The organism is Flavobacterium keumense (genome assembly GCF_029866485.1).
GTDB lineage: Bacteria > Bacteroidota > Bacteroidia > Flavobacteriales > Flavobacteriaceae > Flavobacterium > Flavobacterium keumense.
Genome location: NZ_CP092332.1, coordinates 95,865 through 118,874, shown reverse-complemented (window position 1 = coordinate 118,874; position 23,010 = coordinate 95,865). Strand labels below are relative to the sequence as shown.

General features: G+C 31.1%; 20 protein-coding genes, 1 tRNA gene and 1 pseudogene. 12 read left to right on the top strand and 10 right to left on the bottom strand.

Translation table 11 applies throughout. From position 1 onward, the window contains the following. Positions 1-50: 50 nt before the first annotated feature. The 5 genes from MG292_RS00550 to MG292_RS00530 all read left to right on the top strand — a co-directional run bounded on the left by MG292_RS00550 (position 51) and on the right by MG292_RS00530 (position 6,685). Positions 51-284 (top strand): hypothetical protein, encoded by a 234-nt coding sequence (locus MG292_RS00550; RefSeq protein WP_264532536.1) that lies wholly within the window; start codon positions 51-53, stop codon positions 282-284. 15 nt (positions 285-299) lie between these two features. Continuing rightward, a complete protein-coding gene (locus MG292_RS00545; RefSeq protein WP_264532537.1) occupies positions 300-656 on the top strand; it encodes a hypothetical protein in 357 nt (118 codons plus the stop codon). A gap of 79 nt (positions 657-735) precedes the next feature. Beyond that, entirely contained in the window at positions 736-2,337 is a 1,602-nt protein-coding gene (locus MG292_RS00540) for a hypothetical protein (RefSeq protein ID WP_280157928.1), read from the top strand. A 91-nt stretch (positions 2,338-2,428) separates the two neighbouring features. Further along, complete coding sequence (locus tag MG292_RS00535) at positions 2,429-5,689, top strand: PKD domain-containing protein (RefSeq protein WP_280157927.1); 3,261 nt, start codon at positions 2,429-2,431, stop codon at positions 5,687-5,689. 3 nt (positions 5,690-5,692) lie between these two features. Beyond that, complete coding sequence (locus MG292_RS00530; protein ID WP_264532539.1) at positions 5,693-6,685, top strand: PorP/SprF family type IX secretion system membrane protein; 993 nt, start codon at positions 5,693-5,695, stop codon at positions 6,683-6,685. A gap of 1,498 nt (positions 6,686-8,183) precedes the next feature. Here the strand turns inward: MG292_RS00530 and MG292_RS00525 are convergent. Together MG292_RS00525 and MG292_RS00520 are read right to left on the bottom strand one after the other, a co-directional pair. After that, the gene (locus tag MG292_RS00525) at positions 8,184-9,098 is read right to left on the bottom strand and encodes a hypothetical protein (RefSeq protein WP_264532540.1); all 915 of its coding nucleotides are present in this window, start codon (positions 9,096-9,098) and stop codon (positions 8,184-8,186) included. 191 nt (positions 9,099-9,289) lie between these two features. Further along, positions 9,290-9,808 carry a hypothetical protein gene (locus MG292_RS00520; RefSeq protein ID WP_264532541.1) on the bottom strand — a complete coding sequence of 173 codons (519 nt, stop codon included), beginning with the start codon at positions 9,806-9,808 and terminating at the stop codon, positions 9,290-9,292. A gap of 352 nt (positions 9,809-10,160) precedes the next feature. Here MG292_RS00520 and MG292_RS11335 point away from each other — a divergent pair, with 352 nt between their 5' ends. Beyond that, positions 10,161-10,352, top strand: coding sequence for an IS1/IS1595 family N-terminal zinc-binding domain-containing protein (locus MG292_RS11335; protein WP_425287153.1), 192 nt, complete (start codon positions 10,161-10,163; stop codon positions 10,350-10,352). A 46-nt stretch (positions 10,353-10,398) separates the two neighbouring features. Beyond that, complete coding sequence (locus tag MG292_RS00515; RefSeq protein WP_264532542.1) at positions 10,399-10,554, top strand: hypothetical protein; 156 nt, start codon at positions 10,399-10,401, stop codon at positions 10,552-10,554. Between the two features lie 1,578 nt (positions 10,555-12,132). Here the strand turns inward: MG292_RS00515 and MG292_RS00510 are convergent. From MG292_RS00510 to MG292_RS00485, 6 genes are all read right to left on the bottom strand, one after another. Next, on the bottom strand, positions 12,133-13,002 hold the full coding sequence (locus MG292_RS00510) for a hypothetical protein (RefSeq protein WP_264532543.1): 870 nt from the start codon (positions 13,000-13,002) through the stop codon (positions 12,133-12,135). A 72-nt stretch (positions 13,003-13,074) separates the two neighbouring features. Then, positions 13,075-13,500, bottom strand: coding sequence for a hypothetical protein (locus MG292_RS00505; protein ID WP_264532544.1), 426 nt, complete (start codon positions 13,498-13,500; stop codon positions 13,075-13,077). 25 nt (positions 13,501-13,525) lie between these two features. Beyond that, positions 13,526-14,032, bottom strand: a complete 507-nt coding sequence (locus tag MG292_RS00500) for a hypothetical protein (protein ID WP_264532545.1) — start codon at positions 14,030-14,032, stop codon at positions 13,526-13,528. A gap of 36 nt (positions 14,033-14,068) precedes the next feature. Next, entirely contained in the window at positions 14,069-14,638 is a 570-nt protein-coding gene (locus MG292_RS00495; protein WP_264532546.1) for an RNA polymerase sigma factor, read from the bottom strand. A gap of 208 nt (positions 14,639-14,846) precedes the next feature. Next, positions 14,847-16,055, bottom strand: a complete 1,209-nt coding sequence (locus tag MG292_RS00490) for a PepSY-like domain-containing protein (RefSeq protein WP_264532547.1) — start codon at positions 16,053-16,055, stop codon at positions 14,847-14,849. 247 nt (positions 16,056-16,302) lie between these two features. Next, positions 16,303-16,803, bottom strand: coding sequence for a hypothetical protein (locus MG292_RS00485; protein ID WP_264532548.1), 501 nt, complete (start codon positions 16,801-16,803; stop codon positions 16,303-16,305). Between the two features lie 332 nt (positions 16,804-17,135). Here MG292_RS00485 and MG292_RS00480 point away from each other — a divergent pair, with 332 nt between their 5' ends. The 3 genes from MG292_RS00480 to MG292_RS11330 all read left to right on the top strand — a co-directional run bounded on the left by MG292_RS00480 (position 17,136) and on the right by MG292_RS11330 (position 19,858). After that, positions 17,136-17,990 carry a hypothetical protein gene (locus MG292_RS00480; RefSeq protein WP_264532549.1) on the top strand — a complete coding sequence of 285 codons (855 nt, stop codon included), beginning with the start codon at positions 17,136-17,138 and terminating at the stop codon, positions 17,988-17,990. 64 nt (positions 17,991-18,054) lie between these two features. Beyond that, on the top strand, positions 18,055-18,246 hold the full coding sequence (locus MG292_RS00475) for a hypothetical protein (protein WP_264532550.1): 192 nt from the start codon (positions 18,055-18,057) through the stop codon (positions 18,244-18,246). Then, positions 18,221-19,858: a recombinase family protein gene (locus tag MG292_RS11330; protein WP_413614241.1), complete on the top strand. Its 1,638-nt coding sequence runs from the start codon at positions 18,221-18,223 to the stop codon at positions 19,856-19,858. The genes MG292_RS00475 and MG292_RS11330 overlap by 26 nt, the downstream gene beginning before the upstream one ends. Here the strand turns inward: MG292_RS11330 and MG292_RS00470 are convergent. Continuing rightward, positions 19,818-19,890, bottom strand: a tRNA-Met gene (locus MG292_RS00470). The genes MG292_RS11330 and MG292_RS00470 overlap by 41 nt on opposite strands. Positions 19,891-20,008: 118 nt before the next feature. Here MG292_RS00470 and era point away from each other — a divergent pair. Beyond that, positions 20,009-20,890: a GTPase Era gene (gene era / locus MG292_RS00465; protein WP_264532551.1), complete on the top strand. Its 882-nt coding sequence runs from the start codon at positions 20,009-20,011 to the stop codon at positions 20,888-20,890. A 164-nt stretch (positions 20,891-21,054) separates the two neighbouring features. Next, positions 21,055-22,364, top strand: a pseudogene (gene der / locus MG292_RS00460) (ribosome biogenesis GTPase Der). Positions 22,365-22,448: 84 nt separating this feature from the next. On the opposite strand, the gene MG292_RS00455 reads toward der, so the two are convergent. Next, entirely contained in the window at positions 22,449-22,973 is a 525-nt protein-coding gene (locus MG292_RS00455) for a hypothetical protein (RefSeq protein WP_264532553.1), read from the bottom strand. Positions 22,974-23,010: the final 37 nt, after the last annotated feature.

Below are 23,010 nucleotides of genomic sequence, written 5' to 3'. Positions count from 1 at the left end.
ACTGGCTTTGCCAGTATGGATAAATTCAGTTAATAAAATTAATTATACTTATGAAATTAGTAAAGTACAGTATCACTAAAACTAAAAAAGTATTGCTATTTGAAACTAATATTATTCATAGTGATGTTTCTTTAGATGTAATTTCTGCAGGATTTGCGATTATTTCATATGATTCGGATTTAGATTTATTTTTAGTAAAATGTTTTGGAAAAAGCGAATCATTACAGCTAAGTAGTAATGAATCAGATTGTAAAATAATTCAGGATTATTTAAATAATTTATAACACAATACTAGTTTTATGATTAAAGGAAATAGGCAGAATATACTTTTGATAGATAAAAAAAATAAATTTTCTTTTTTGTTTCAAGGCTTTAGAAAAAATAAGTTTTCAATAGAAACAGTTAATTCTATTCTTAAGTGTGCTGAAACAGAATTGATAAGACCTAGTGTTTTTTTTGTTGTTATTTATGAGCCAAGAGATGTTATACAATTAGTAAAATTAGCTCCAATTTCAAAATCAATAATAATTGGAACGGTTAACAAAAGACTATTTAGTTCTTTTCAATTGATTCAGGAATATCCTGTTGTTGATTTGTCAGGGAAAGGGAATATAATTAATAGCTTTCATAATTGTTTAGAACAATTTTTGAAATAGCAATCAATTACAATTTAATGTTTTTATGAATAAAGTAAATTTGATTATAATTCCACTATGTTTTATGCTTTTCCCTATCATGAGAGCATATTCTTTTAGTAAAAGTTATAATCAAGTAATCCCTCCTCCTTCAAGCCCAATAGTAGTTAGTAGTAATTCAGTTTGTTTAAATGCAACTCAACCCATAGTTACTTTTACGGCTTCGACAGCTAATCTACCGTTAAATTTTGTGTACACGATTAATGGAGGGCCAGCTTTAACTGTGTCTTCGAGCACAGCTATTGTGACAGTTGGTGTTCCTACTGATGTTGCAGGAGTGTTTGTCTATAAATTGCTTTCTTATATTGATGCAGCTGGAACAGTAACATCGGTTAATGAATCGGCTACTGTTACTGTAAATCCATTACCCTTTCCTAATACTCAAATCAATGGCACAGGGAAGTTTGATTTTGACGGGAGTACAGTATTTAAAATTTGTGGAAATACTGCTTCTGAGTTTGAGTTTGTTAATGCATCTACAACGGTAGGTACAAATACATCTTATACTATTGACTGGGGAGATGGAACAACGGAAACGTTAAATTCTTGGACTTCTAAAAAACACACTTATAATGTAGGGTATTATACATTGCTTTATACTGTAACTAATAGCGCTGGATGTTCCGCAACCCAAACATATAAGGTTTTTTTAGGGAGTAATCCTGCTGTAGGATTTACAGCTGCTCTAAATGCAGATATTTGTGTTGGACAAACACTGTCATTTCCTTTATCGGGGACTATAAATAATCCTCCTGGTACAACCTATGAGGTTAGTTTCAGTGATGGTACTGATATTGAACGCTACACGCAAGCTAATTTGCCTACTCAAATTACGCATAAATTTGATAAAAATTCCTGTGGGAGTACTTATGTTAGTGGTTCGTCGTCTATACCAAATTCTTTTTCGGGTACCGTAAAGGCTATTAATCCTTGTGGTACTGCTGTGGTTAGCGTTGGTCCTATTTTTGTTTCTTCACCCCCAAAGGCTAAAATTACTGCAGATTCAAATAGTTGTTTGAATCAGTCAATTTGTATTCAAAATACGTCAATAGGTTCAATAGAAGTAACCAGCGGAAATGCATCTTGTAATTCAACTCCAGCAACAGTTTGGACCATTACACCTTCAACTGGATACACTTTACCCTCAGGTAGTACACTCGGTAAAGATTACGGGTCTGATATAATAGGTCTTTGGGATAAAGGTACTGCTATTATTTGCCCTACATTTACCGTTGCAGGAACCTATACTATAAAAATGCGTGTTGGTAATCGGTGTGGTGTTTCAGAAACAACTACAACTATTACAGTTGATGTTCCTTTGGTTCCTAGTTTTTCTTTAGACACAACTGTTGGATGTAGTCCGTTAGCATTAAATGCTACCAATAGTACTCTAAATACGAATATAACAGCTGTACCTTCTTATTTATGGACAGTATCCTATACAAAAGGAATTTGTGGTATAGAAACCCCAGTGTGGTCTTATACTAACTCCACTGATGATAAATCTAAAAATCCATCTTATAACTTTGAAACTTCAGGTATTTATATCATACAACTTTCGGCAATTAACGTTTGTGGTAAAGTTACTTCTTTATCACAGGAAGTTAAAGTGAATAAAAAGCCAGAAGTTTCAATTAATTAATTCTATTTCTTCTATTTGTCAAGAAAAAGAAGGAGTTGCTGTAGTAGTACATCCAACTGCAACTGTAAATAATTGTACATCTACGGGAAGCATGAGCTATGCTTGGAGTTTTCCAGGAGGTACTCCAGCCACTTCAACTGACGAAAATCCTACTGTTAGTTATCTTCCAGGGACTTATATCATTTCTTTATCAATTACAAATGAATGTGGGATTGCAGTAGCTGAAAACAGAGAGCTAATCATAGCTCCCATCCCATCATTCGTTGTGACAAACCCAAGCCCAGTTTGTGCTCCTAAAGTGGTCGATTTATTAGATGCTTCAGTGACAACAGGCTCAGAATCGAATTTGGACTATACGTATTGGAAAGATAATAATGCAACAAGTTCTTTAGTTAAACCATACCAAATTTCTGTTTCAGGAACATATTATATAAAAGCTACTCATAAACTCACAGGATGTTCTATACTTAAACCTGTTGAAGTTATTGTCAATCCCATAACAACTATTACAGGAGATTTAGAAATGTGTCTAGGAGGCACAGCTGTTCAGTTACAAACTAATCCAGTCAACACCTTAGTTGCATCTTGGGCTTCTACAGATACTTCTGTGGCTACTATTTCTGATTCAGGACTTATAAATAGCGTTGCTGTAGGACGTACAGATATAATATACACTGATAACAAGGGTTGTCAATCAAGTAAAACTTTTTATGTAAATCCTTTAGTTACTATAAAAAAACAACCTAAAACCACCCAATCAATTTGCGTTGGAGGTACTATAGCTCCATTAGAAGTTGATTATAATGGGGGAGCTGGTACACCAATATATCAATGGTATGTTAATACCATTAATAGTAATATAGGAGGAACACTTATTCCTTCTGCCACAACATTAAGTTATACACCTCCTGCTTTTACTACAGTAGGCAAGTTTTATTACTATGCTGTTATTTCATTAAGTAGTAGTGGTTGTGGTATTGCTAGAAGTAATCCAGCAGAAGTAATAGTTGTGGATAATATATCAGTTACAAACCAACCCGTGCTGGCTCAAACTTTATGCAGAGATACAGGCGCTCATGAACTAAAAGTTAGTGTTAGTGGAGGGGCTGGAACGAGTTATCAATACCAATGGTATAAAAATACGACTAATTCTATAACCGGTGCAAGAAAGATCCCTTTCGAAGAGTTTGAAAATTATATACCCCCAACCATAGATATAGGAGAAGTCTACTATTATTGTTCAATTACTCAAATCAATAAAGGATGTGAAGTGATTTCACAACTGGCTAAAATTGAAATTGTTTTGCCCCCAACAATTTCAGAACAACCACTTTCTGGGGGTATATGTTTAGATGCAATTGCTAAGGATTTGAAAGTAAGCTACAGTAATGGAGCAGGCACTCCTCAATATCAGTGGTATTCTAATACTATAGATTCTAATGAGTCAGGAATACTAATAGCTGGAGCAACCAATTCGAATTTTATACCTCCATCTAATGTTTTAGGTAAGAAATATTACTATTGTGTCATTTCTTTTCTAGATAGTGGGTGTAACAAAATTACATCTAATACCGCTCAAATAATTGTGAGTACTTATCCAATCATTGGTTCAATAGAAACCATTAGTTGTAGCGGAGAAAAGATTTTGGTTATTCCATCAGAGAGTTCAGGAAATGTTATTCCATCAGGTACAACTTATACTTGGACCTATCCTCAAATAAGTAGCACTAATATTACAGGCGCTCAGATGGTATCAATCGTACAGGAAAATTTTCAACAAAATTTAATTAATTCTGGATTAACTTCAGCTAATGCAGTCTATACTGTGACACCAAATGCAAAGGGTTGTATAGGGGCTGATTTTAAGCTTACAGTAACGGTAAATCCAGAGATTAAAGTAAATGTGGTTACTTCTTCTATAAAATGTTCAGGGACTAATAATGCTTCTATTGCTTTAAATATTACAGGAGGAACGGCTCCTTATCAAACCACTTGGAGCAACTTGGGAGGAGGAGTCTCTCAAGATAATCTTGCTGCAGGAGAGTATCAGGTAAGTGTTACAGATAGTAAGAACTGTATAAAGAATGTTACCATTACTATTCCTGAACCTCCATTATTCAGGATAGATACAGCAGTTAAAGAAATAAGTTGTCATGGAGCTAATAATGGTAGTATCACTGTAGCTATTATAGGTGGACAGTCTCCAATACAATTAGTTTGGGAAGATAGCCCCTTAGCCGGCAAAGACAGGAATAATTTGAAACCCGGTATCTATAAGGTATCTGTAACGGATGCAAGTAAATGTACCCTCACTAAATCATTTCTTTTAGTTGACCCACAAGAATTAGTTTTGACAGCAAACACTATTGATGCATTTGATTGCACCAACGCAAACAGCGGTTCTATTAATTTGTTAGTAGCAGGAGGTACTGCACCTTTTTTATATCAATGGTCTAATGGAGCCCAAACAGAAGATCTAACAGATTTATCAGCAGGAAATTATAGTGTAACAGTAACGGATAGTAGAGGATGTGTGAAGCAAGAATATTACAGTGTTATGAGGCAAGATCCAATTGATATAAAAGTTAACACAAAAAACGAATTTGATTGTACAAACAGACTAGTAAGTCAGATTTTTGTTGCGGAGGCTTCAGGAGGAATACCACCATTCAGCTATAATTGGTTAAGTGGCAAAGTTAGTAGATTGAATAATGAAATTATGACTACCAATCAAAACGGAATTGTGGTTTTAAAAGTACAAGATGGTTTAGGATGTGAATCTAATTATAGTTTAAATCTAAAAATACCAATCTTGGGTTATCCTAATTTTACTACTAGTTCAATTGGATTGTCTACTTATGGAATATATTCTATCAAAGACCCAATTGAGTTTGTAGATAACTCAACAGGAGATTTTGAATCTGTTACTTGGGATTTTGGAGATGGGAGTGTTTCTACCGAATCAAGTCCTAAACATAGTTATTTAAAAGAAGGGACATATACTATAATACAAACAGTAAAGTATCCTTTTGGATGTAATTATTCGTACACTACAACCATTAAAGTTGATAAAGGCTACGAAGTAGTTGTTCCTAATGCATTTACGCCCAACAATAATCGATTGAATGATAATTTTAAACCTGTCTTTAAAGGGTTGAGTACTATTAAAATTGAAGTATTTAACAAATGGGGAGGTTTGTTATATTCTGAAGAAGGGACTTCATTACAAGGATGGACAGGGGAAATCAATAACCGTTTTGTAGAAAGTGGCAATTATTATTACAAAGTAATTGCTACAACTTTTTATGGAGATGAAGTCGAATATAATGGTCCATTTATTTTAGTACGATAGTAAATGATTAGAATCATAATAATACTCATTTTTTTAATTATGTCTACCTGCACGGCAAAGGCTCAAGACCCATTGTTTACCCAAAATTCTTTGTTCCCAGAAACATTGAATCCTGCTTTTACGGGATTGTCAGAGTCTAATAGTGTGGGGTTGTTACATAGAGTACAATGGCCGGATTTGAATTTGCAATTAGATTCAGAATTTGCATTTATAAATACATGGAATGACAGAATTAATAGTGGAATAGGTATTAGTATAATTAATCAAAGACAAAATTTTACCAATTATAATTTCACCAAAGTGAATATAAATTATGCTTATAAGGTACAACTAACAGAGAATTGGATTTTTCATCCCTCTATAGCTTTGGGATATGGTTTACGAGGATTTAATTCGAAAAGGATTGTTTTAGAAGACCAAATTGATATTTCGAATGGTGTAATAAATCAAAATTCATCTGAGGTTTCAATTTTAAATGAAAAAATTAATTATTTTGATTTTTCTACAGGAATACTTTTAAACAATGAAAATTTTTTTATTGGCACTTCTTTAAAGCATATTAACAAACCAAATGTTTCGATCTTGTCTAATGGGGATGTCCCATTAGATATGTTTTTCTCTGTCAATTTAGGATATCAATTTACTATTGCTGATTATTTTGATATTATCTCTTTTCCTTATGAAGCAAAACTAAAATTAACCTCAAACTTTTTAAAGCAAGGTAGTTTTAGGAGAATTGATTTAGGAGGAGCATTAATTTATTCAAATTATTTTTTTGGAATTAGTGCAAATTCAAATTTGCAAGATTCCTCAGGCGGTAGGACTATCTTTAATTCGTATGGTTTATTTGGAGGACTAAATTATGAACATTTACAATTTGGTTACTCATATGATTTCAATCATTTAAAAGGATTAAGCACAGGAGGAGTATATGAACTTTCTGTACTATATCGTTTTAATTTGTATCCGAAATGCTTCACTTGTCCAAATAATTAAAGTTAATTTCAAAAATTACCAAGTTACAATGAAAAAAATATATAAGAAAGTAATTAAAAATATAGAATTTATTAGATTTTATGCCACGCTTTTAAAATACAGACGGAAACATCCTAATTTCAATATTACAAAAGTGCTTTTTAAAATTTATCTAGATTTCAATTGAATTTATTTTTATTCAAATTCTAATCCGAATAATTAAAATAGTATTCATTAAATTGTAAGTCTTCACACTAAATTGGATTCTAGCCTAAAAAGTATTTAGTTAACAATTCTAAGATATTTTTTTATTAATTTTTAATTTTGGCACTTGTTTTTTTAAATAGCATTTTCTGTAGTTGTCCATTTTATTTAAATTATTTAGCCTCTTTTAAAAAAGGCGTCTACTTATGTTAAGCCAAGTTGTTTAATGATTTAGAATATGTAAACTTAAATAAACTATTTTAATCAATACCAATCTTATCTGTGTTTATACGTGACGAGTCTGTCGTGAACATGTTACGTTTGATAACGCCTTTTATTTCGTTTTAATTAGCCAGCCTACAATTTTTATATGCTTCAATTTTGCTTCATTAATTGTAGTGTAAACTGCTCTTTTGTCATTGTCAGTTATAGTTATCAGTATACAACATACATTATATAATGGTTTGAAATCGTACTTAGATTGTACCCACATATTAATTTTAAGTTTTTTAAAGTCCATATCAATAAACTTGTTATTTATATAAATTCACTTTTACCACATAGAAAAGCATAAGATAGAGAAGTGATTAATTTTGTTCTTTTTGACTTGATTATGAAATAAAAATTTGTTGTTCATGTGCCATTTTTGAGCTAATTAATGTAGAGACAAATCAAAATAACATTAGGCTAATTTTACAACCAAAATATTTTACTCTTGTTTATTTAGTTCCATTCTTTAGTTAATTCGTTTCGCTGAAAGCAATTTTTTAATCCCACATTTAAAAAAGCTAGCGAAATTATTAAAACAAAATCTTTCGAAGTGTTCTATTTTTATCAATTTTTCAATGAGTAACCAATTTAGATGGTTTCTTGTTTTTTAGATACTGTAAAACGAATTTATTTTTTAAACTTTTGAGTTAATCTAAGTTTGTTCAAGCAATATTCTAGAGTAAAGCTAAATCAACAACTATGATTCTAAAATATAGTTTTCATCTCTTAATTATTAGTCGTATTCTTTTGTAATATTGGAGAAAACAATCAATTTGTACTAGAAAGCATTGGTCAACATCTTGGAATTTGAAGAAAAGACTTTATTAAAGGCAAAAATGAGCTTTTAAAAAAAACTGAATTATACTGACTTTTGGTCAGTATAATTGCAGTTTTCCCCTTTTTGAAAAATAACTATACATATTCCAAATATAATTAAATTATCAATAGGGTATAATCGAGTTAATAACACTTATTATTAAAAGAAGTAAAGTAATAATAAGGTAAAATTGCCCCCACAATATTAACTCAATCTGTATCGTAATTTTTATTTATTATTCACGCTATTGATATAATTTATTAAGTCGTGCCTTTCTAGTTTGTTAAAATATGTGTTAAGATAATTATAAATAAATGCTTTAGTTTTACTATTATTAGAAAATTTACTAATTACTTCTTCTATATCCTTTTTTAAATAATTTTCATTTAGATTAATAGTATACTGATTAGTAGGGTTTAAGTAATATTTTTTTAAAAAAATATCAATTAATTCTTCATACAGAGGAGTGAAAATCAACTTGTCATTATTTGTGTCGATACCTTCCCAATAAAAATTTTTACGAACAAAGTCTCTTTCGACGGGTTTTGTATTTAAATCAGAATAATAATAAGGACGATTCTTTACAAGTAAAGCACACCATCTATTTTCATTTTTTTTGATAAAAGCATCAAATAAGGCATAATATTTTTTACGCTCTTTTTGATAAACACGAACCGTTAATCTATCTTCATTCAAATTAGGATTAAACATTGATAAATGACAAAATAAGGAATCTAATCGAGCAACCATCATCTGGGACTCATTTAAATAAAAGTACCAATTTGAATTTTCAACAGACTCAAAGAAAAACGGATATACATCAAAACCATATATATCGAGATTAAAACTAATATAAGGTTCTTTTCCATCAACTATTAAATCAATATAAGGTTTGGAATTGACTGTATCTAAATGTAAACGATAGACTCCTGGTTCAATTGAATTAGGTAAAAAAAAATCTATTTTACCATCTTTTATTTTAAATTCTAATAATTTATATTTTTTAATACCAAACCCCTCTAGCCATCCAGATGAAAATGAACTGTTTCTAACAATATCTACTTTTATTCTAATACTGTCTTGAACACAGGGATGGGCTTTGACAAATAACAATAATAAAATTAAAATCAAAGTATGTTTCATATTTATCAGAATTTTTAAAATACAAGAATAATGTAATTTGATATTGTGTAAAATTTACATTTTGAGAAACTAATAAATCAGTGAAATATTCATAAAAACTAGTGATATTATCTTTTTGTAGAATTGGAATTGATTATTTGATTTAAAGTATTTATTTCGTCTTTTGGTTATTATTTAAACTTATGTTTGATTTATAATAAAAAATCTATTTTTTTCTTAAACTGCATATCTAATTCATCTTCAGACGTGCATATGATTTCAACCACATCATTATCTGTTATACTCAAAAGTGAAAATTGAAATACTAAGCTAAATGGTTTTTTATAATAGTAACTATTTTTTTCATTATCATACCCAATTTTGGCATTTAGATTTTTTAAGTGCTGCAAAAAGACATTCAATTGTCTCTGGCTTAAACCTAATTTGTTAGCAAATAATGTTGGAGTTTCTGTTGTTTGAGTGCTGATTAGATGATGCATTTTTCTTAACCGTTCTGCATTTTGAATAGGCTCAAAGTAAGACAATTCTTCTTGTCTTAGAAATTTTTCGGTTAGTAGCTTTGCATATACAAAATCTTTTCGATAAACTTTAATTTCAATCTTTGAGGAAGCTTTTTTTGTAATGAAAGCCTCGATACAATTATACTCTAATATCGATGTGATTTTAGAAACATTACTTTTTGAGCATTTCGTTAACTTTATTAAATCCATAACCAGCTTGATTTTTTTTACAATAGTATAATATGTATTTTAAATGGCTAAGATGGTAGTGTACATTAGTGAATTATTCTTCAGAATCAAGGAATTATTTCTTTAGTTTAATTTTAAACCTATATTTGTTTTCCTTGTAACAGCAGTGTTGAAAAGTTTAGAGCATGCTTGAAAATAGAAAAGCAGAAGGGTTTTGTATTTAAATTAGGGATGATTCAAATTTTATAATTGAGATGCTGATAATCAATACTTAAGTTGATTTTATTTTATTAGGGTTACCTTTTGTTTTCTTTTATTTTTTCTTGAAAACGCTTAAAATTGCTTTTATTACTTCTTCGAGTATAACTTTGTTCTGTTCGCTGGGGCTCGGGTCAAAATTAGTGATATTAAAATTTGTTCTAACTTTACTGCTTCTACACTTATTAAAAACGGGTTTACAGCTAATCAAAAGCAACAATTTTATTGTAAAACATGTACGAAACGGTATATTGATTTTTATACAAGTAAGGGATGTCGTAAAGAAATCAATACTCTCATATCATAATGCTTATTAAAGAAGGAATGGGAATTAGAAGTATGGCTCAAGTTTTATGTACTTCTACCACAGCTTTACTAAAACTTGTATAGTATTCATTGCCAAAGAAGTTCAATCGCCACCCATTTATTCTGGTCAAACCTATGAAGTAGATGAGATGAGAACTTTTTTATGGCATAAAGGCAAGGTAATTTGGAAGTATATGATTTAGACCAAATCAACAAAAATATAATCAGTTTTGCAGTTAGTTCAAGATCCAAGAAAACACTTAATCAAGTTATCAAAACCGTAGTACTTTCTAATCCCAAAAGAATTTATACTGATGGGTTGATTCACTACAAATTTTAAAATCACAACACTATTCATAGAGTCATCCTTTTTAGAATCAGTTAGAATTGAAAGAAGAAATCTGAGCCTCCGTACTCAATTAAAAGCCTTAATAGAAGGTCGATTTGTTTACCAAACGTTTGCTTTTACTTAGTACAGCCTAAGATTTTTTTGGGATTGATAAAAATAAACATTTAAGCAAAGTTAAGTTGAATGCTAACCGTTTTGTGGCTTTGAAAGTAGCAGAACTCGAAAAACCGTTAAAATTTAGTTTGTTACTGGAACTTTAACGGAGCAAAATTTATTTTTAAATTAAGCAGAAACTATGTGTCTTGTAATACAAATGTTTGGATGTTACTATAATTTTAGATTTTATTTGTTTTCGAAATTTATTCTTTTTTTACCTGGAAATAAGTCTTTAAGTAGGATATATACCAAACCTAAAACTTGTATTTTTGTGGTAGTTATTAGAGTTATTGACACCGTGTCACTTAAATTATTAATGTTACAATTATTACCGACTAGTATTAGAATAACTAATACTAACCAAAAATATCACAATAGTAAAAAACTTTGCTAAATTATCTCTCAGGATTGTATTTCCACGATACCTCTCTTCTTCGGGTGAAATATTTTTATTCTACGTTTTCACATCGGAAATAGCTCTATCAATATCTGCATCTTTGAAATTGTCAGGAATGGTATTTGGTAATTTATTTAAATCAATCACTTATGAATAAGATTTTAGTTTTGAGATATAGTGATTAATTATTAAATCATCTGGAATTTCTGAATTACAATCTCTGCAATAAACTTGTCTCCAAGGTGTATTTTATGCATGTGTCATGCACTCACTCTACACCATTATATTTTCCGTATAAGTTTCAAATCTTGTCTAAAAATTCAGCATTATCACTCGAGATAATATCTTCTTTGTCGGTTGGTAAAGGTTTTTCAACTTCGATTGTCCTTTCACTCTTTATTACTTTATCTAATGAAGGAAAAATTGGTTCATATTCAAGCTTGGTATTTAAGTTTTTAATGGATTTTCTTTCACTTTTAATGTAATACACCAAGCGTGAGAAATATAAACCAGTTTGATTAACTTCATTGAAGTCAATTTGCCAAATTTGGCTTTTTCTTGTATGAAGTAGTTCGCTATTGTCATTGGTGAATAACCCATAAATATTGTAATTATATTTTATTGATATCTAAGCAACTTTTGTTTTAGTTGTTTTTCTTTTTGCAAAGTCAATAAAATTAAGATTAAAAACCATTTGGCTAAATTGTCGGATTGGAAAAAACAACTGTTTGGTTTGTACTTATTTTTTTACCAATGAACTTAATTTTTTATTTTTATCCACTTGATGTCCTTTAGAAAAACAATTATTTATACCCGTTTAATCAATATTACTCACTATTGAAACCACAATTTTCTTTTAATCTAGATAGTTATGGTTTTTTATTTCAAATCAAACAAATAAGCAGCCGAAAAATTAAAATAACACGTGTTTTTTAAATTGGTCTCACTACCAATGGCAGAAGGGAAATTGATGTTGTAACCCAACTCAAAATCAAAAGAATTTGTACTAAATTGAATTGGCAAATTAAGTTGTTTATTAATCAAATAGAATTGTTTATTTGTGGTATAATCTGTTACTATACGACCATTCTGAAAATACGTTCGTGACAACTCTACCGTTAGGTCTCCTGCAATAAGACTAAATTGTGGTCTAAAATCCAATCTGTATTGTGGGGTTTTGACTAATTTAAATAATACATAGGTGGTTGAAGCAAGCTGTAAGGCATGGTCTTTACCGAACAAATAAGACCCTGATAGTAGCGTTCCTAACGTTTTTTTCTTGTTTTTAACCCCAAATCCAGCCGTAATATCGTTTTCAAATGAATTAGAAAGACCATTGTTATAAAAATACCTCATGTATGAAGTATAATATTTAAGGTTACTATTTTTCCCTAAACTCTTTCCATAACCAATATTTACAATGGTTAAGTCCCATTTTGGATCAAATTTATTATAATACGCTCCAGATACAGTGGCAGAAAAACCCGAATAATGTAAGTAACTTATTTTTGGCGTAAGACTAAATTGACTCACTCCTATATCTCTTCCTGAAAAGAAGGTTTTATCGTTATAATTTATAGAAAGATACAAAAACTGATACTTTGTAAAAGACGCTAAAACCTCATCCAAGGTTTTACTATTCTCAAATAAACCATCAATAACATCATCTGTTTCTTTATCGGATAATTCTTGAGAGGAAGCTATAAAAACTACTGATAAACAAAAAATTAGGGTCAGAAATTTTTCCACGTATTCATTAAATTAAAAAAGTAAGCAATTGAAATATCAACTACTTACTTAGGCACAAGGTAGTAAAAAAAATTAATTCCTTCTTATTCTTCTCTCTTTTATCTCATTTACTTTCTCTCTAATTTTTCCTTCATTCTGAGAATGTAACTGTTGCCGTTGTTCTTTAGTAAGCGAGGTTTTGAACTCTTCTCTGAATACTTTGGCTTTTTCTCTGTTCTCATTTAACAAAGTTCTTTGCGTTTCAGTTAAAGTAGCTATAAGAGCAGCTTGTTGTTGCTCTTTATTCAATGATTTATCTTTCAGTATTGCTAATTGTTCCGCTGTGAGGGATGCCTTAAACGCTTCTCTATTGGCTTTTACCACATCTCGTTGCTCTTGTAATAGTCTTTGCTGTTCAATAGTGAGTGTTGTAGCACGATCTTTTTCTTGCGCCTGGACAGTTGATACTCCAATGAAAAAGGTGAAAACAAGTAGTATCTTTGTAGTTGTTGGTTTCATCTGATTTTCTTTTAATGCCTATCTTTTATATATCTTCTAATATAGAATTTTCAATGTATTGATTTACTTCTGATTCTTCAACAAATAATGATTTCACTAAGATATCATTTTCATTTTGAACTACATCTTCTTCATTCTTTTTTTTCTTTTTAATTGACTTGTTTTTATTTGATATTTCTACTGCCCTAACAACATTTGTTTGATTTGAATCTAAGGCGCCTAAAGATGTTGTTTTATCTACCTTATATAATTGCGCTACCGCATTCTCTTTAGTTATTACTTGCGGTTTAACGAATTGTATATAAATAAATGCCCCTAAGAGCAAGACTACACTTGCTGCAATTTTTAAAAACGGATTATTTTCAGAAAACAATCTGAAAATTCCTTTTTCTCTCTTAATAGTAATTTCTAAAATTTCATTTTTAGATAACTCGAAATAATTTTTTGGTATATCAAATCCCAAATCTTCCAAATGAATCTTATTCATTTGTTCATCAGTTAATTGACGTTTAACTTTTCTATCTAATTCCATTTCAAGTGTAATTTAAAATTTTACTAATAAATATCTTTAATCTGCCTTTTGTAAAGGTGTTGTTTCTATATTTTGAATTGTACTTTGAATCAAACTTACTGTATTATAATAGGACGTTTTGAGTGTTCCTTCCTTAATTCCTGTAAGGGCTGCAATCTCTCTAAATTTCATATCATCATAATACTTCATATTGAATATTTCTCTTTGTTTGTTTGACAAGCCTGCCAATATTCGTTGTAGTTTTGTCTGAATTTCATTACCCTCAAAAAAAGAATCCTCCATTAAGGTGTCTAAATAACTACTATTTACATCATCTATCGAAACATGGTGCTTTTTTTTATTTTGTTCTATAAACCGAAGTGCTTCATTATAGGCTATTCTATGCATCCATGTGTACAGAGAACTATTCTGTGTGAACTTAGGCAACCCTTTATACACTCTTATAAATGTGTTTTGCAAAACATCATTTGCGTCATCATGCGTAATTACCAATTTTCGAATTAGCCAATACAACTTAACCTGATACATGTCCAGTAACTTCTTGAAAGCAGCATCTTTCTGACTATTACTAATCAGCTTTTTGATAAAATCTTCTTCGCTATTCAATTTTAGCCGTTTTAAAATACTAAAAAAATAATTTCATTTAACTATTAGACCTTCTATATGCAATTTAGTTTAACATATTTTTTTATGATTATAAAAATATGCTTTATATTATCAAACTACAAATAATGACATAATCGTTATTTATAAACAAAAAGGTTACCCAATTGGAGGCAACCTTTTTGCATTTTGAAAAGGGATACTTTCTTTATTAATTTTTGATTCTCAAGAACGCTCCTGTAGCACTAAATTTTAACTTGATTTGAACTCCTGAAGAGGTAACAATAACCACATCAAACGTTCCATCGGATTCTATATGGGCCTCTTTAATTGTTGCGCCGATATAATTTGTTGTAATATAAGTTTTAATAGTTGCTAATAAATTAGCCAAAGCTACTGGTGCCTCATTTGATGGGAAATGATTATTACTATTAGAACTTAAAGAAACAAAATTGCCCGAAGCATCAAATTTTAATTCTAATTTAATTCCTGTTGCAGTCAAGATATAAACTTCAACATTTCCATCTGTTTCTTGTTTTGCATTTACAATAGTAGCTCCTGCATAATTTGTGTTAATATAAGCAGTAATTGCAGAGGACAAAGTACTGATTGCAATTACAGTCCCATTATCTGAATGATGAATATCGTCCGAACTTACTGAAACAAAATCTCCTGAAGCAGAGAAATTAATATTTAATTTAGCTCCAGAAGCGGTTGTAATAAATACATCAAAAGTACCATCCGACTCTTTATGGGCAGATGTTATTGTAGCCCCACTATAATTAGTAGTAATATAGGTTTTAATAGCATCAGCCAAATCTGCTATAGCTATAGGAGTATGCCCATTACTATGGTTGTGTTTATGGTTTCCGTTGGCTTTTAAAGCTTTTGCCGATACAAAAGCCCCGTCTGATTTAAAATTTAATTTTACCTTACTCCCATCTGCAGCAGTCAATAATACATCAAAGCTTCCATCAGATTCAACATGTGCGGCATTAATCACTGCTCCTGCATAATTCGTAGAAATATAAGTAGTTATAGCAGGTAATAAGTCTACAATAGCTACTAAAGTCTGTGTTTTAGCAGATACAAACGCTCCTTTAACTGTAAAATTTAGTTGAATTAAACTTTTCGTATTTGCTGTTGCAACGGTTGATTTTGCAGTTGTGCCAGAGGTATTTGTAATATATACAGCATAAGTCCCGTTCGAATTCAAATTTACTTCGGTAGTAGTGGCGCCAGCATAATTAGAAGAAATATAAGCTGAGGCTGCTGTTGGTAGTGCTGCCGCTGCCACTACTTCATAAGTTGAGTTCGTAGCACTTACTTGAGTCCCAGTTCCAATAGGCTCATCATTAGAACAACTAAAAAGCATTACAGATAATGCAAAAGCTAAAATTGATTTTTGTTGATTTTTCATGTTTTTAAAATTTAAGATTTAAGATTGTTTTTAATTATACTTTTTTGTAACTGATGTCTTTTTTTTAGACCTAAGAAGTCTAATAAAGTTTGAATAATCATGAAAAATAATTTTAAATTTCTCTAATTAGTTACTAAAAACAGCCTTCTTTTGTTTTATATCGAAATTATAACATTCACAAAATCAGTTATTTTATTTTAGCAATATTGGGAAGAATTCATTTAATTTAGAGTTTGTTAAATATACATTATCTTTTTGCTAGAAATATTCCTCCTATTATTGTTGCTAGTGATAATGGAAGTAGAGCGGATTGAATTTTATTGGAACTAGAATCTTTTAAATTAGTTGTATTTACTTGAGCAAGGAGTAAGTTCATTTTTTCAATCTCATTCTCTATTTTTTCTTTTTCTAGTTTTGTTTCTTTATGTTTTAATATTTCAACGTCTCTCCTTCTAATAGCATTGTCAGCTCTTTTCATTTCAACTTGTGCTTTATAGTCTGCACTTTCTAAATTAGCAGTTAGTCGTTTAATTTCGCGTTCTTTTTTTTGCAGTTCATCTTCAAGTTTTATTTCTCTCAAGGTTGGGTCTCCAATTTTGTCATATGAATCCTTGTGTATTTCTAATAGACTAGCGCTCCACTCTGATAAGGAGATATTATGTTTTGCTGCAATTTTAGTAAATTCTGCTTTTTGCTCTGCTGTTACTTTAGTACTTAAAGTAATATTTCTGTTATTTGAATTTTCCATTTTTTTCTTTTTTTATTAGTAGTATTAATTTATTTTGAGGTATACCTAAGAAATACCTAAGGTATACTTAAGGTTTACGTCAGGTAGATTTAATGTTTACCTCTCTTCTGCTTATAATCTGCATGAATTTTGAACCTATTTTTAGGTTGAATTTTGTTCTTCGTATATTTTTGAATTACCGATTAAATGATTTAGGTTTTCTGATTTCATTGTATTGCCCTCCATTGATATCTTAATTTTATTTTTAAAATTTAATTGCAAAGTTAAAATTTATTTCTAACTTCGCACTTGTTGGAACAAAAAATTTTTTTTTAACAAAAATTTTTAAAAGTATGAAAAGAAACGATTATATTCGATTAGGAGAAATTTTGAGTGACAAATTCATTCTTGCTCCTAATATCGGATTGACCTCAAAACAGGTCAGTTTTTGGAAGTCAAAGCAAATTATTCCTTTTTTAGAAAAAGACCAAAAGGGATTCTTGAATATTCCAGAAGCATTATGGATATTAATTGTAAATGAATTAGCGGAAATAGGTTTAGATACAAAACGTATAGCGACACTTGCATCTGATATTTGGAAAAAACCAATGGAAGAAAAGTATGCAGATAAGGTGCTTAAAAGAGAATTAGATAATAATAAACAATTACACGAATTAGATAAGAATTGGATAAAACACTTCTTGGGATTTGAACCTATTATGGATACTGTCTTTAGAAAAGAAATCAACCCCTTTACTAATGCAATTAAAACTTGTCTTTTTGAAAAAAGCAATATTATTTCTTTGATTTATTGCCCTAGAACAGGAGAGCATTTTTTTAATCTAAATTCAGTTAGTCTTACATCGGATTTGAATAATTTGTGTTTTAGAAAAACGCTGATTTCAATCCCTTTGGTTCCACTTTTAGAAAAAATTGTTGGATTTCAAATTCAGAAAAGAGAAGCTGATTTAGATTATTTATCATCATTAGAAAATCAATTAAGAAGGGTTTTGTTTTTCGACCGTCCTAAATTACTAGAGATAGAGTTAGAAAAAGAAGGAGATGTTAAAGTATTTACGATAACCGAACAGCATAAAAAAGCGGAAGAGCTTGCTAAATTCTTCTTGAATAATAAATTGCCTTTAGGGGCCAAAATTTTAATTGAGACTAGAGCTCAAGGTAATTTTAAAGTAACTATTAAAGCATAGAATATGTATATTGTAGCACTCAATCGGTCCCTGAGAATTCAGCCCGTGTTTATCTCGACACGGTATGGACCAACAAAATTTCCAATCTAGTGAATTAGAGTTTCTATTGGATTATGACGCGATTATTGCAATCGCACCAAATTTACAAACAGTGCTTTCAAAAGAAACTGCTTTTGAGTTTTCAAAGCAGTTATATCAATTGACAAAATTAGTTTACGAAAAATACAAAGATGAAAAAGAAGAATTTAATACTTAGTGATTTTAACAACGCTATAGTTTGGTCTTACACTAGAGTATCTACAAAAGACCAGTTTGTTAATAATGGAAGTATAGAAACTCAAGTAAATAAAATTAAATCTTTTGCTAAAGAGAATAACCTGATTATTACTGAAGAGTTTGATGCTGAATATGAAAGTTCAAAACGGATCAATACTCAGAGTACACTCCGTGAGTTGATGGAGAAAATTAAAAAGACTCCAGCCTCAAAAAGACCTAAGATTATTTTAATTTGGTCTCCCAGTCGGTTTGGTAGGGCAGGGGCAGAACATATACAATTATTTGTAAGTTTAAGAAAAGATTACAACGTATATCTGTATTCTGTAAGTACAAATAACCATACATTTAATGAGAGGGCAGAGAATGAGTTTTCTACCCAATTGTTATATGCACAGAAAGAAAACTTTAGCAGACAAGATACTATTATTCCTGGATTGATTAATGCTTTAGAGAATGGAAAAGTATATGGGAGAACTCCAAGAGGTTATGACCATTTCGGGCCTAGGGTAACTGATCCAACCAAAGTACAGGCCTTTCAAGAAATAAAGATTAATGAAGAAGGGAGATATTTAAAGGAAGCCTTTAAGAAGAAAATTTATGAAGGTTATCCTGACTCGGAAATTATAAAATGGTTGGACTCTAAAGGAGTAAAAATTTCAAAGCAACGAATTTCTGAAATGTGGAGAAACCAATTTTATACTGGAAGAATATCCAATTCGCTATTGGAAGGAAAATTAGTAAAAGGTAATTGGGAACCTTTGATAACTTTAAGAGAATTTAATCAATTGCAACGACTCTTAACTCAGTCAAAACAATTAGGTGTTGCTAAACTCTCAGGAAAGGAAGCTACTCCATTAGCACCTAAATTTCTATTGTGTGCAGATTGCGATAATACAATGACATCGTACCTAAATAAGTCAAAACAAATTTATTATTATAAGTGCAATTGTTGCAATAAGACTTTAAATGCTGAAACATCTAATCGCTCTTTGAACAAAGGGGTGCATGAACAGTTTTATGATGTTTTAAATCAGTTGGCCTTTTCAAAAGAATTACACGATTTGTTCTCTGTCCAATTGAAGAAAATAATGGAAGATGATATGGCGAATCTTTCGGAGCGAAAAAGAGTATTGTCAAGAGATATAAATGACTTGAAAGAAGCGTATGATAAAATGGAATTTCGTTATGCTATGAATGAAATCTCAAAAGATATTTTTGATAGACAAGGCAAAAAACTAAAAGAAGAGATAGACCAAAAAGTAAAAGATTTAGAATTTATGCCTTCAAAAAAATCGAACCTTGAAAAAGGGATGAAATATTTTTTGAAAATCGCTGAGAACCCCAGTAAATTCTATACTTCTTTAGATTACAATAAAAAAAGAAGGTTCCAATCTTTACTGTTTCCAACAGGTTTACTTTATTCAATCAAAAATCGAAATTATCGAACCTCAAAAACAAGTAAATTATTCGAGTTAACTGCCAGTTTTTCAAGCACATACGGAGGTAAAAAAGAAAAAAACCATCCTCAAAATGAAGATGGTTCCTGTTTAGTAGCGGGAACAGGACTCGAACCTGTGACCTTCGGGTTATGAGCCCGACGAGCTGCCTACTGCTCTATCCCGCGATGTTTCGGGTGCAAATATACAACGAAATTCGACTATTGCAACAAAAAAATTAAAAAATCTTTTATTTCTTCTATTGGCTTGATATAACTACCTTTGCCAAAAATTAAAACGCAGTAAATGGCACACAAAGCAGGTTTTGTAAACATCATTGGAAATCCAAACGTAGGAAAATCAACTTTAATGAATGCTTTCGTTGGCGAAAGGTTGTCTATCATTACGTCTAAAGCGCAAACCACGCGTCATAGAATTTTGGGTATTGTAAACGGAGAAGATTTTCAATTGGTTTTGTCAGACACACCTGGAATCATCAAACCCGCATATGAAATGCAGGAATCGATGATGAACTTTGTGAAGTCAGCCTTCGAAGACGCTGATGTTTTGATTTATATGGTCGAAATAGGTGAACAAGAGTTAAAAGACGATGCCTTTTTTAATAAAATCATCCACGCCAAAATTCCGGTCTTGTTATTGTTGAACAAAATCGATAATTCGAATCAAGAACAATTGGAAGAACAAGTGGCTTTCTGGACAGCTAAAGTACCTAATGCAGAAATTTTCCCAATCTCAGCATTGCAAAATTTTAATGTGCCTGAAGTTTTTGGACGCATCATCGAATTGCTTCCAGAATCGCCAGCCTATTACCCAAAAGACCAATTGACGGATAAACCAGAACGTTTTTTTGTGAACGAAACCATTCGCGAAAAAATCTTGTTGAATTACAGCAAAGAAATTCCGTATGCAGTAGAAGTCATTACCGAAGAATTTCTAGAAGACGACAATATCATCCGTATTCGTTCATTGATTATGGTGGAACGCGATACGCAAAAAGGAATTATCATTGGTCACAAAGGTGCTGCTTTGAAAAAAGTAGGAATGGATTCTCGCGCCGATTTAGAGCAGTTTTTTGGCAAACAAATTCATATTGAATTGTACGTAAAAGTCAATAAAAATTGGCGAAGCAATGCCAATATGTTAAAACGTTTTGGGTACAATCAATAATTTTCTTGGCGTGACCACAAGGGTCAGGCTATCCGTTTCAATCTTTTTAAGTTGACTGAGGTTCTCGAAGGCAACTTAAAAAGGATTTCTACTACTATCCTTCACGCACACGCGAGTAGCTTAAAAATAATAGTGTACCTTTGCAAAATATTTCAAATTAGATTATGAACAACATAGTAGCCATAGTAGGAAGACCTAATGTAGGAAAATCAACTCTTTTTAATCGTTTAATTCAACGAAGAGAAGCTATTGTAGATTCAGTTTCAGGGGTAACCCGAGATAGAAACTACGGAAAAAGTGAGTGGAACGGAAAAGAGTTTTCTGTTATCGATACAGGAGGATATGTGCGTGGATCGGATGATGTATTCGAGGGTGAGATTCGTAAACAAGTAGAATTAGCAATCGATGAGGCTGATGTAATCATCTTTGTGGTTGATGTGGAAGAAGGGATTACGCCTATGGACGAAACGGTAGCCAAGTTATTACGCAAAGTTACTAAACCGGTTTTGTTAGCTGTAAATAAGGTGGACAATGCCATGCGTGAGAAGGATGCAGTAGAGTTTTATAATCTTGGTTTAGGCGATTATTTCACTTTTGCGAGTATTTCAGGAAGTGGAACGGGAGATTTGTTAGATGCTTTAATTGATGCTTTTCCTGAAAAACCAGAACCAAAAGAAGAAGATAAAGAATTGCCTCGTTTTGCTGTGGTAGGAAGACCCAATGCAGGTAAATCGAGTTTTATTAATGCTCTAATTGGGCAAGATCGCTTCATGGTGACTGATATTGCTGGAACTACACGAGATGCGATTGATACTAAATTTGACCGTTTTGGTTTTGAATTCAACTTGGTAGATACAGCAGGGATTCGTCGTAAAGCAAAAGTAAAAGAAGATTTAGAATTTTATTCGGTAATGCGTTCTGTACGAGCGATTGAACATGCCGATGTTTGTATATTAGTTATTGATGCTACCCGTGGATTTGAAGGGCAAGACCAAAGTATTTTTTGGTTGGCTGAGAAAAACCGTAAAGGACTGGTGATTTTGGTAAACAAATGGGATTTGGTCGAAAAAGATACCATGTCCACCCGCGATTACGAAGAAAAAATTAAAAAAGAGTTAATGCCATTTACGGATGTGCCAATTTTATTTGTATCGGCTTTAACTAAACAGCGATTATTGAAGGCATTGGAAGCAACGGTTAGAGTGTTTGATAATAGACAACAACGTATTCCAACATCTAAATTCAATGAATTCATGTTGAAAGTAATTGAAGCGTATCCGCCACCAGCTACTAAAGGGAAGTATGTAAAAATTAAATATTGTATGCAATTGCCAACACAAACGCCACAGTTTGTATTCTTTGCTAACTTGCCGCAATATGTAAAAGAACCTTATAAAAGGTATTTGGAAAACAAAATAAGAGAAAAATGGACTTCTCTGGAGTGCCAATCGATATTTATATTAGAGAGAAATAATAAAAAAGTCCCGAGAAATCGGGACTTTTTGTTGTTGTAATGGAGTTAGTATTTTAAATCAAAATAGTAAAGTTTTTGGAAATTTTAAAATGCAATTCCAAATTGTATTCCAACACTAATAGAGGCATCATGATTGTTGCCAAATCGAACAGGAAAAGGCATGGAAACATAATAATTGTGGTCGGTATGTTTTTTTATTACTTTAGCTATTACGGGAGTAAACCCATAGCGTCCTGATGTTTCAAAAGCCAATCTACCAGCAAAAGTATATCCTTTTTTCAATCGAACTAATAAACCTGGATGGATTAGAATGTTACTAACTTTACTTATTTGGTTATCACTTTTTATTGTAGGTACAATTTCAAATGAGAAGCCTATTTTTTCATTTTTCCAAAGATTTAAACCTATTGGCATTCCAACAGCATAATAATCGTTAAAATTTGTGGTTGTTTCGTTAGCTGAAAAAGTCACCAAAGGGTGAAGAATAGCAATAAACCCCGTAATTTTAGGAAAAGTTTCTTTTTCATTTTGGGCTGTTGCATTCAATGAAAATAGTATTGTAAATAGTATTGTAAATAGTAATAAAATTAATAATGGTGATTTTTTCATTGCAGTAAATTTGAATATGATAGTTTACAAATATAGT

Coding starts and splice junctions, on each gene's coding strand:
- MG292_RS00530 (WP_264532539.1), top strand. CDS start 5,693: ATGATTAGAATCATAATAATACTCATTTTTTTAATTATGTCTACCTGC.
- MG292_RS00535 (WP_280157927.1), top strand. CDS start 2,429: ATGAGCTATGCTTGGAGTTTTCCAGGAGGTACTCCAGCCACTTCAACT.
- MG292_RS00485 (WP_264532548.1), bottom strand. CDS start 16,803: ATGGAAAATTCAAATAACAGAAATATTACTTTAAGTACTAAAGTAACA.
- MG292_RS00475 (WP_264532550.1), top strand. CDS start 18,055: ATGGACCAACAAAATTTCCAATCTAGTGAATTAGAGTTTCTATTGGAT.
- MG292_RS11330 (WP_413614241.1), top strand. CDS start 18,221: ATGAAAAAGAAGAATTTAATACTTAGTGATTTTAACAACGCTATAGTT.
- MG292_RS00500 (WP_264532545.1), bottom strand. CDS start 14,032: ATGGAATTAGATAGAAAAGTTAAACGTCAATTAACTGATGAACAAATG.
- MG292_RS00525 (WP_264532540.1), bottom strand. CDS start 9,098: ATGAAACATACTTTGATTTTAATTTTATTATTGTTATTTGTCAAAGCC.
- MG292_RS00480 (WP_264532549.1), top strand. CDS start 17,136: ATGAAAAGAAACGATTATATTCGATTAGGAGAAATTTTGAGTGACAAA.
- era (WP_264532551.1), top strand. CDS start 20,009: ATGGCACACAAAGCAGGTTTTGTAAACATCATTGGAAATCCAAACGTA.
- MG292_RS00520 (WP_264532541.1), bottom strand. CDS start 9,808: ATGGATTTAATAAAGTTAACGAAATGCTCAAAAAGTAATGTTTCTAAA.
- MG292_RS00545 (WP_264532537.1), top strand. CDS start 300: ATGATTAAAGGAAATAGGCAGAATATACTTTTGATAGATAAAAAAAAT.
- MG292_RS00505 (WP_264532544.1), bottom strand. CDS start 13,500: ATGAAACCAACAACTACAAAGATACTACTTGTTTTCACCTTTTTCATT.
- MG292_RS00490 (WP_264532547.1), bottom strand. CDS start 16,055: ATGAAAAATCAACAAAAATCAATTTTAGCTTTTGCATTATCTGTAATG.
- MG292_RS00540 (WP_280157928.1), top strand. CDS start 736: ATGAGAGCATATTCTTTTAGTAAAAGTTATAATCAAGTAATCCCTCCT.
- MG292_RS00515 (WP_264532542.1), top strand. CDS start 10,399: ATGTACTTCTACCACAGCTTTACTAAAACTTGTATAGTATTCATTGCC.
- MG292_RS00455 (WP_264532553.1), bottom strand. CDS start 22,973: ATGAAAAAATCACCATTATTAATTTTATTACTATTTACAATACTATTT.
- MG292_RS00550 (WP_264532536.1), top strand. CDS start 51: ATGAAATTAGTAAAGTACAGTATCACTAAAACTAAAAAAGTATTGCTA.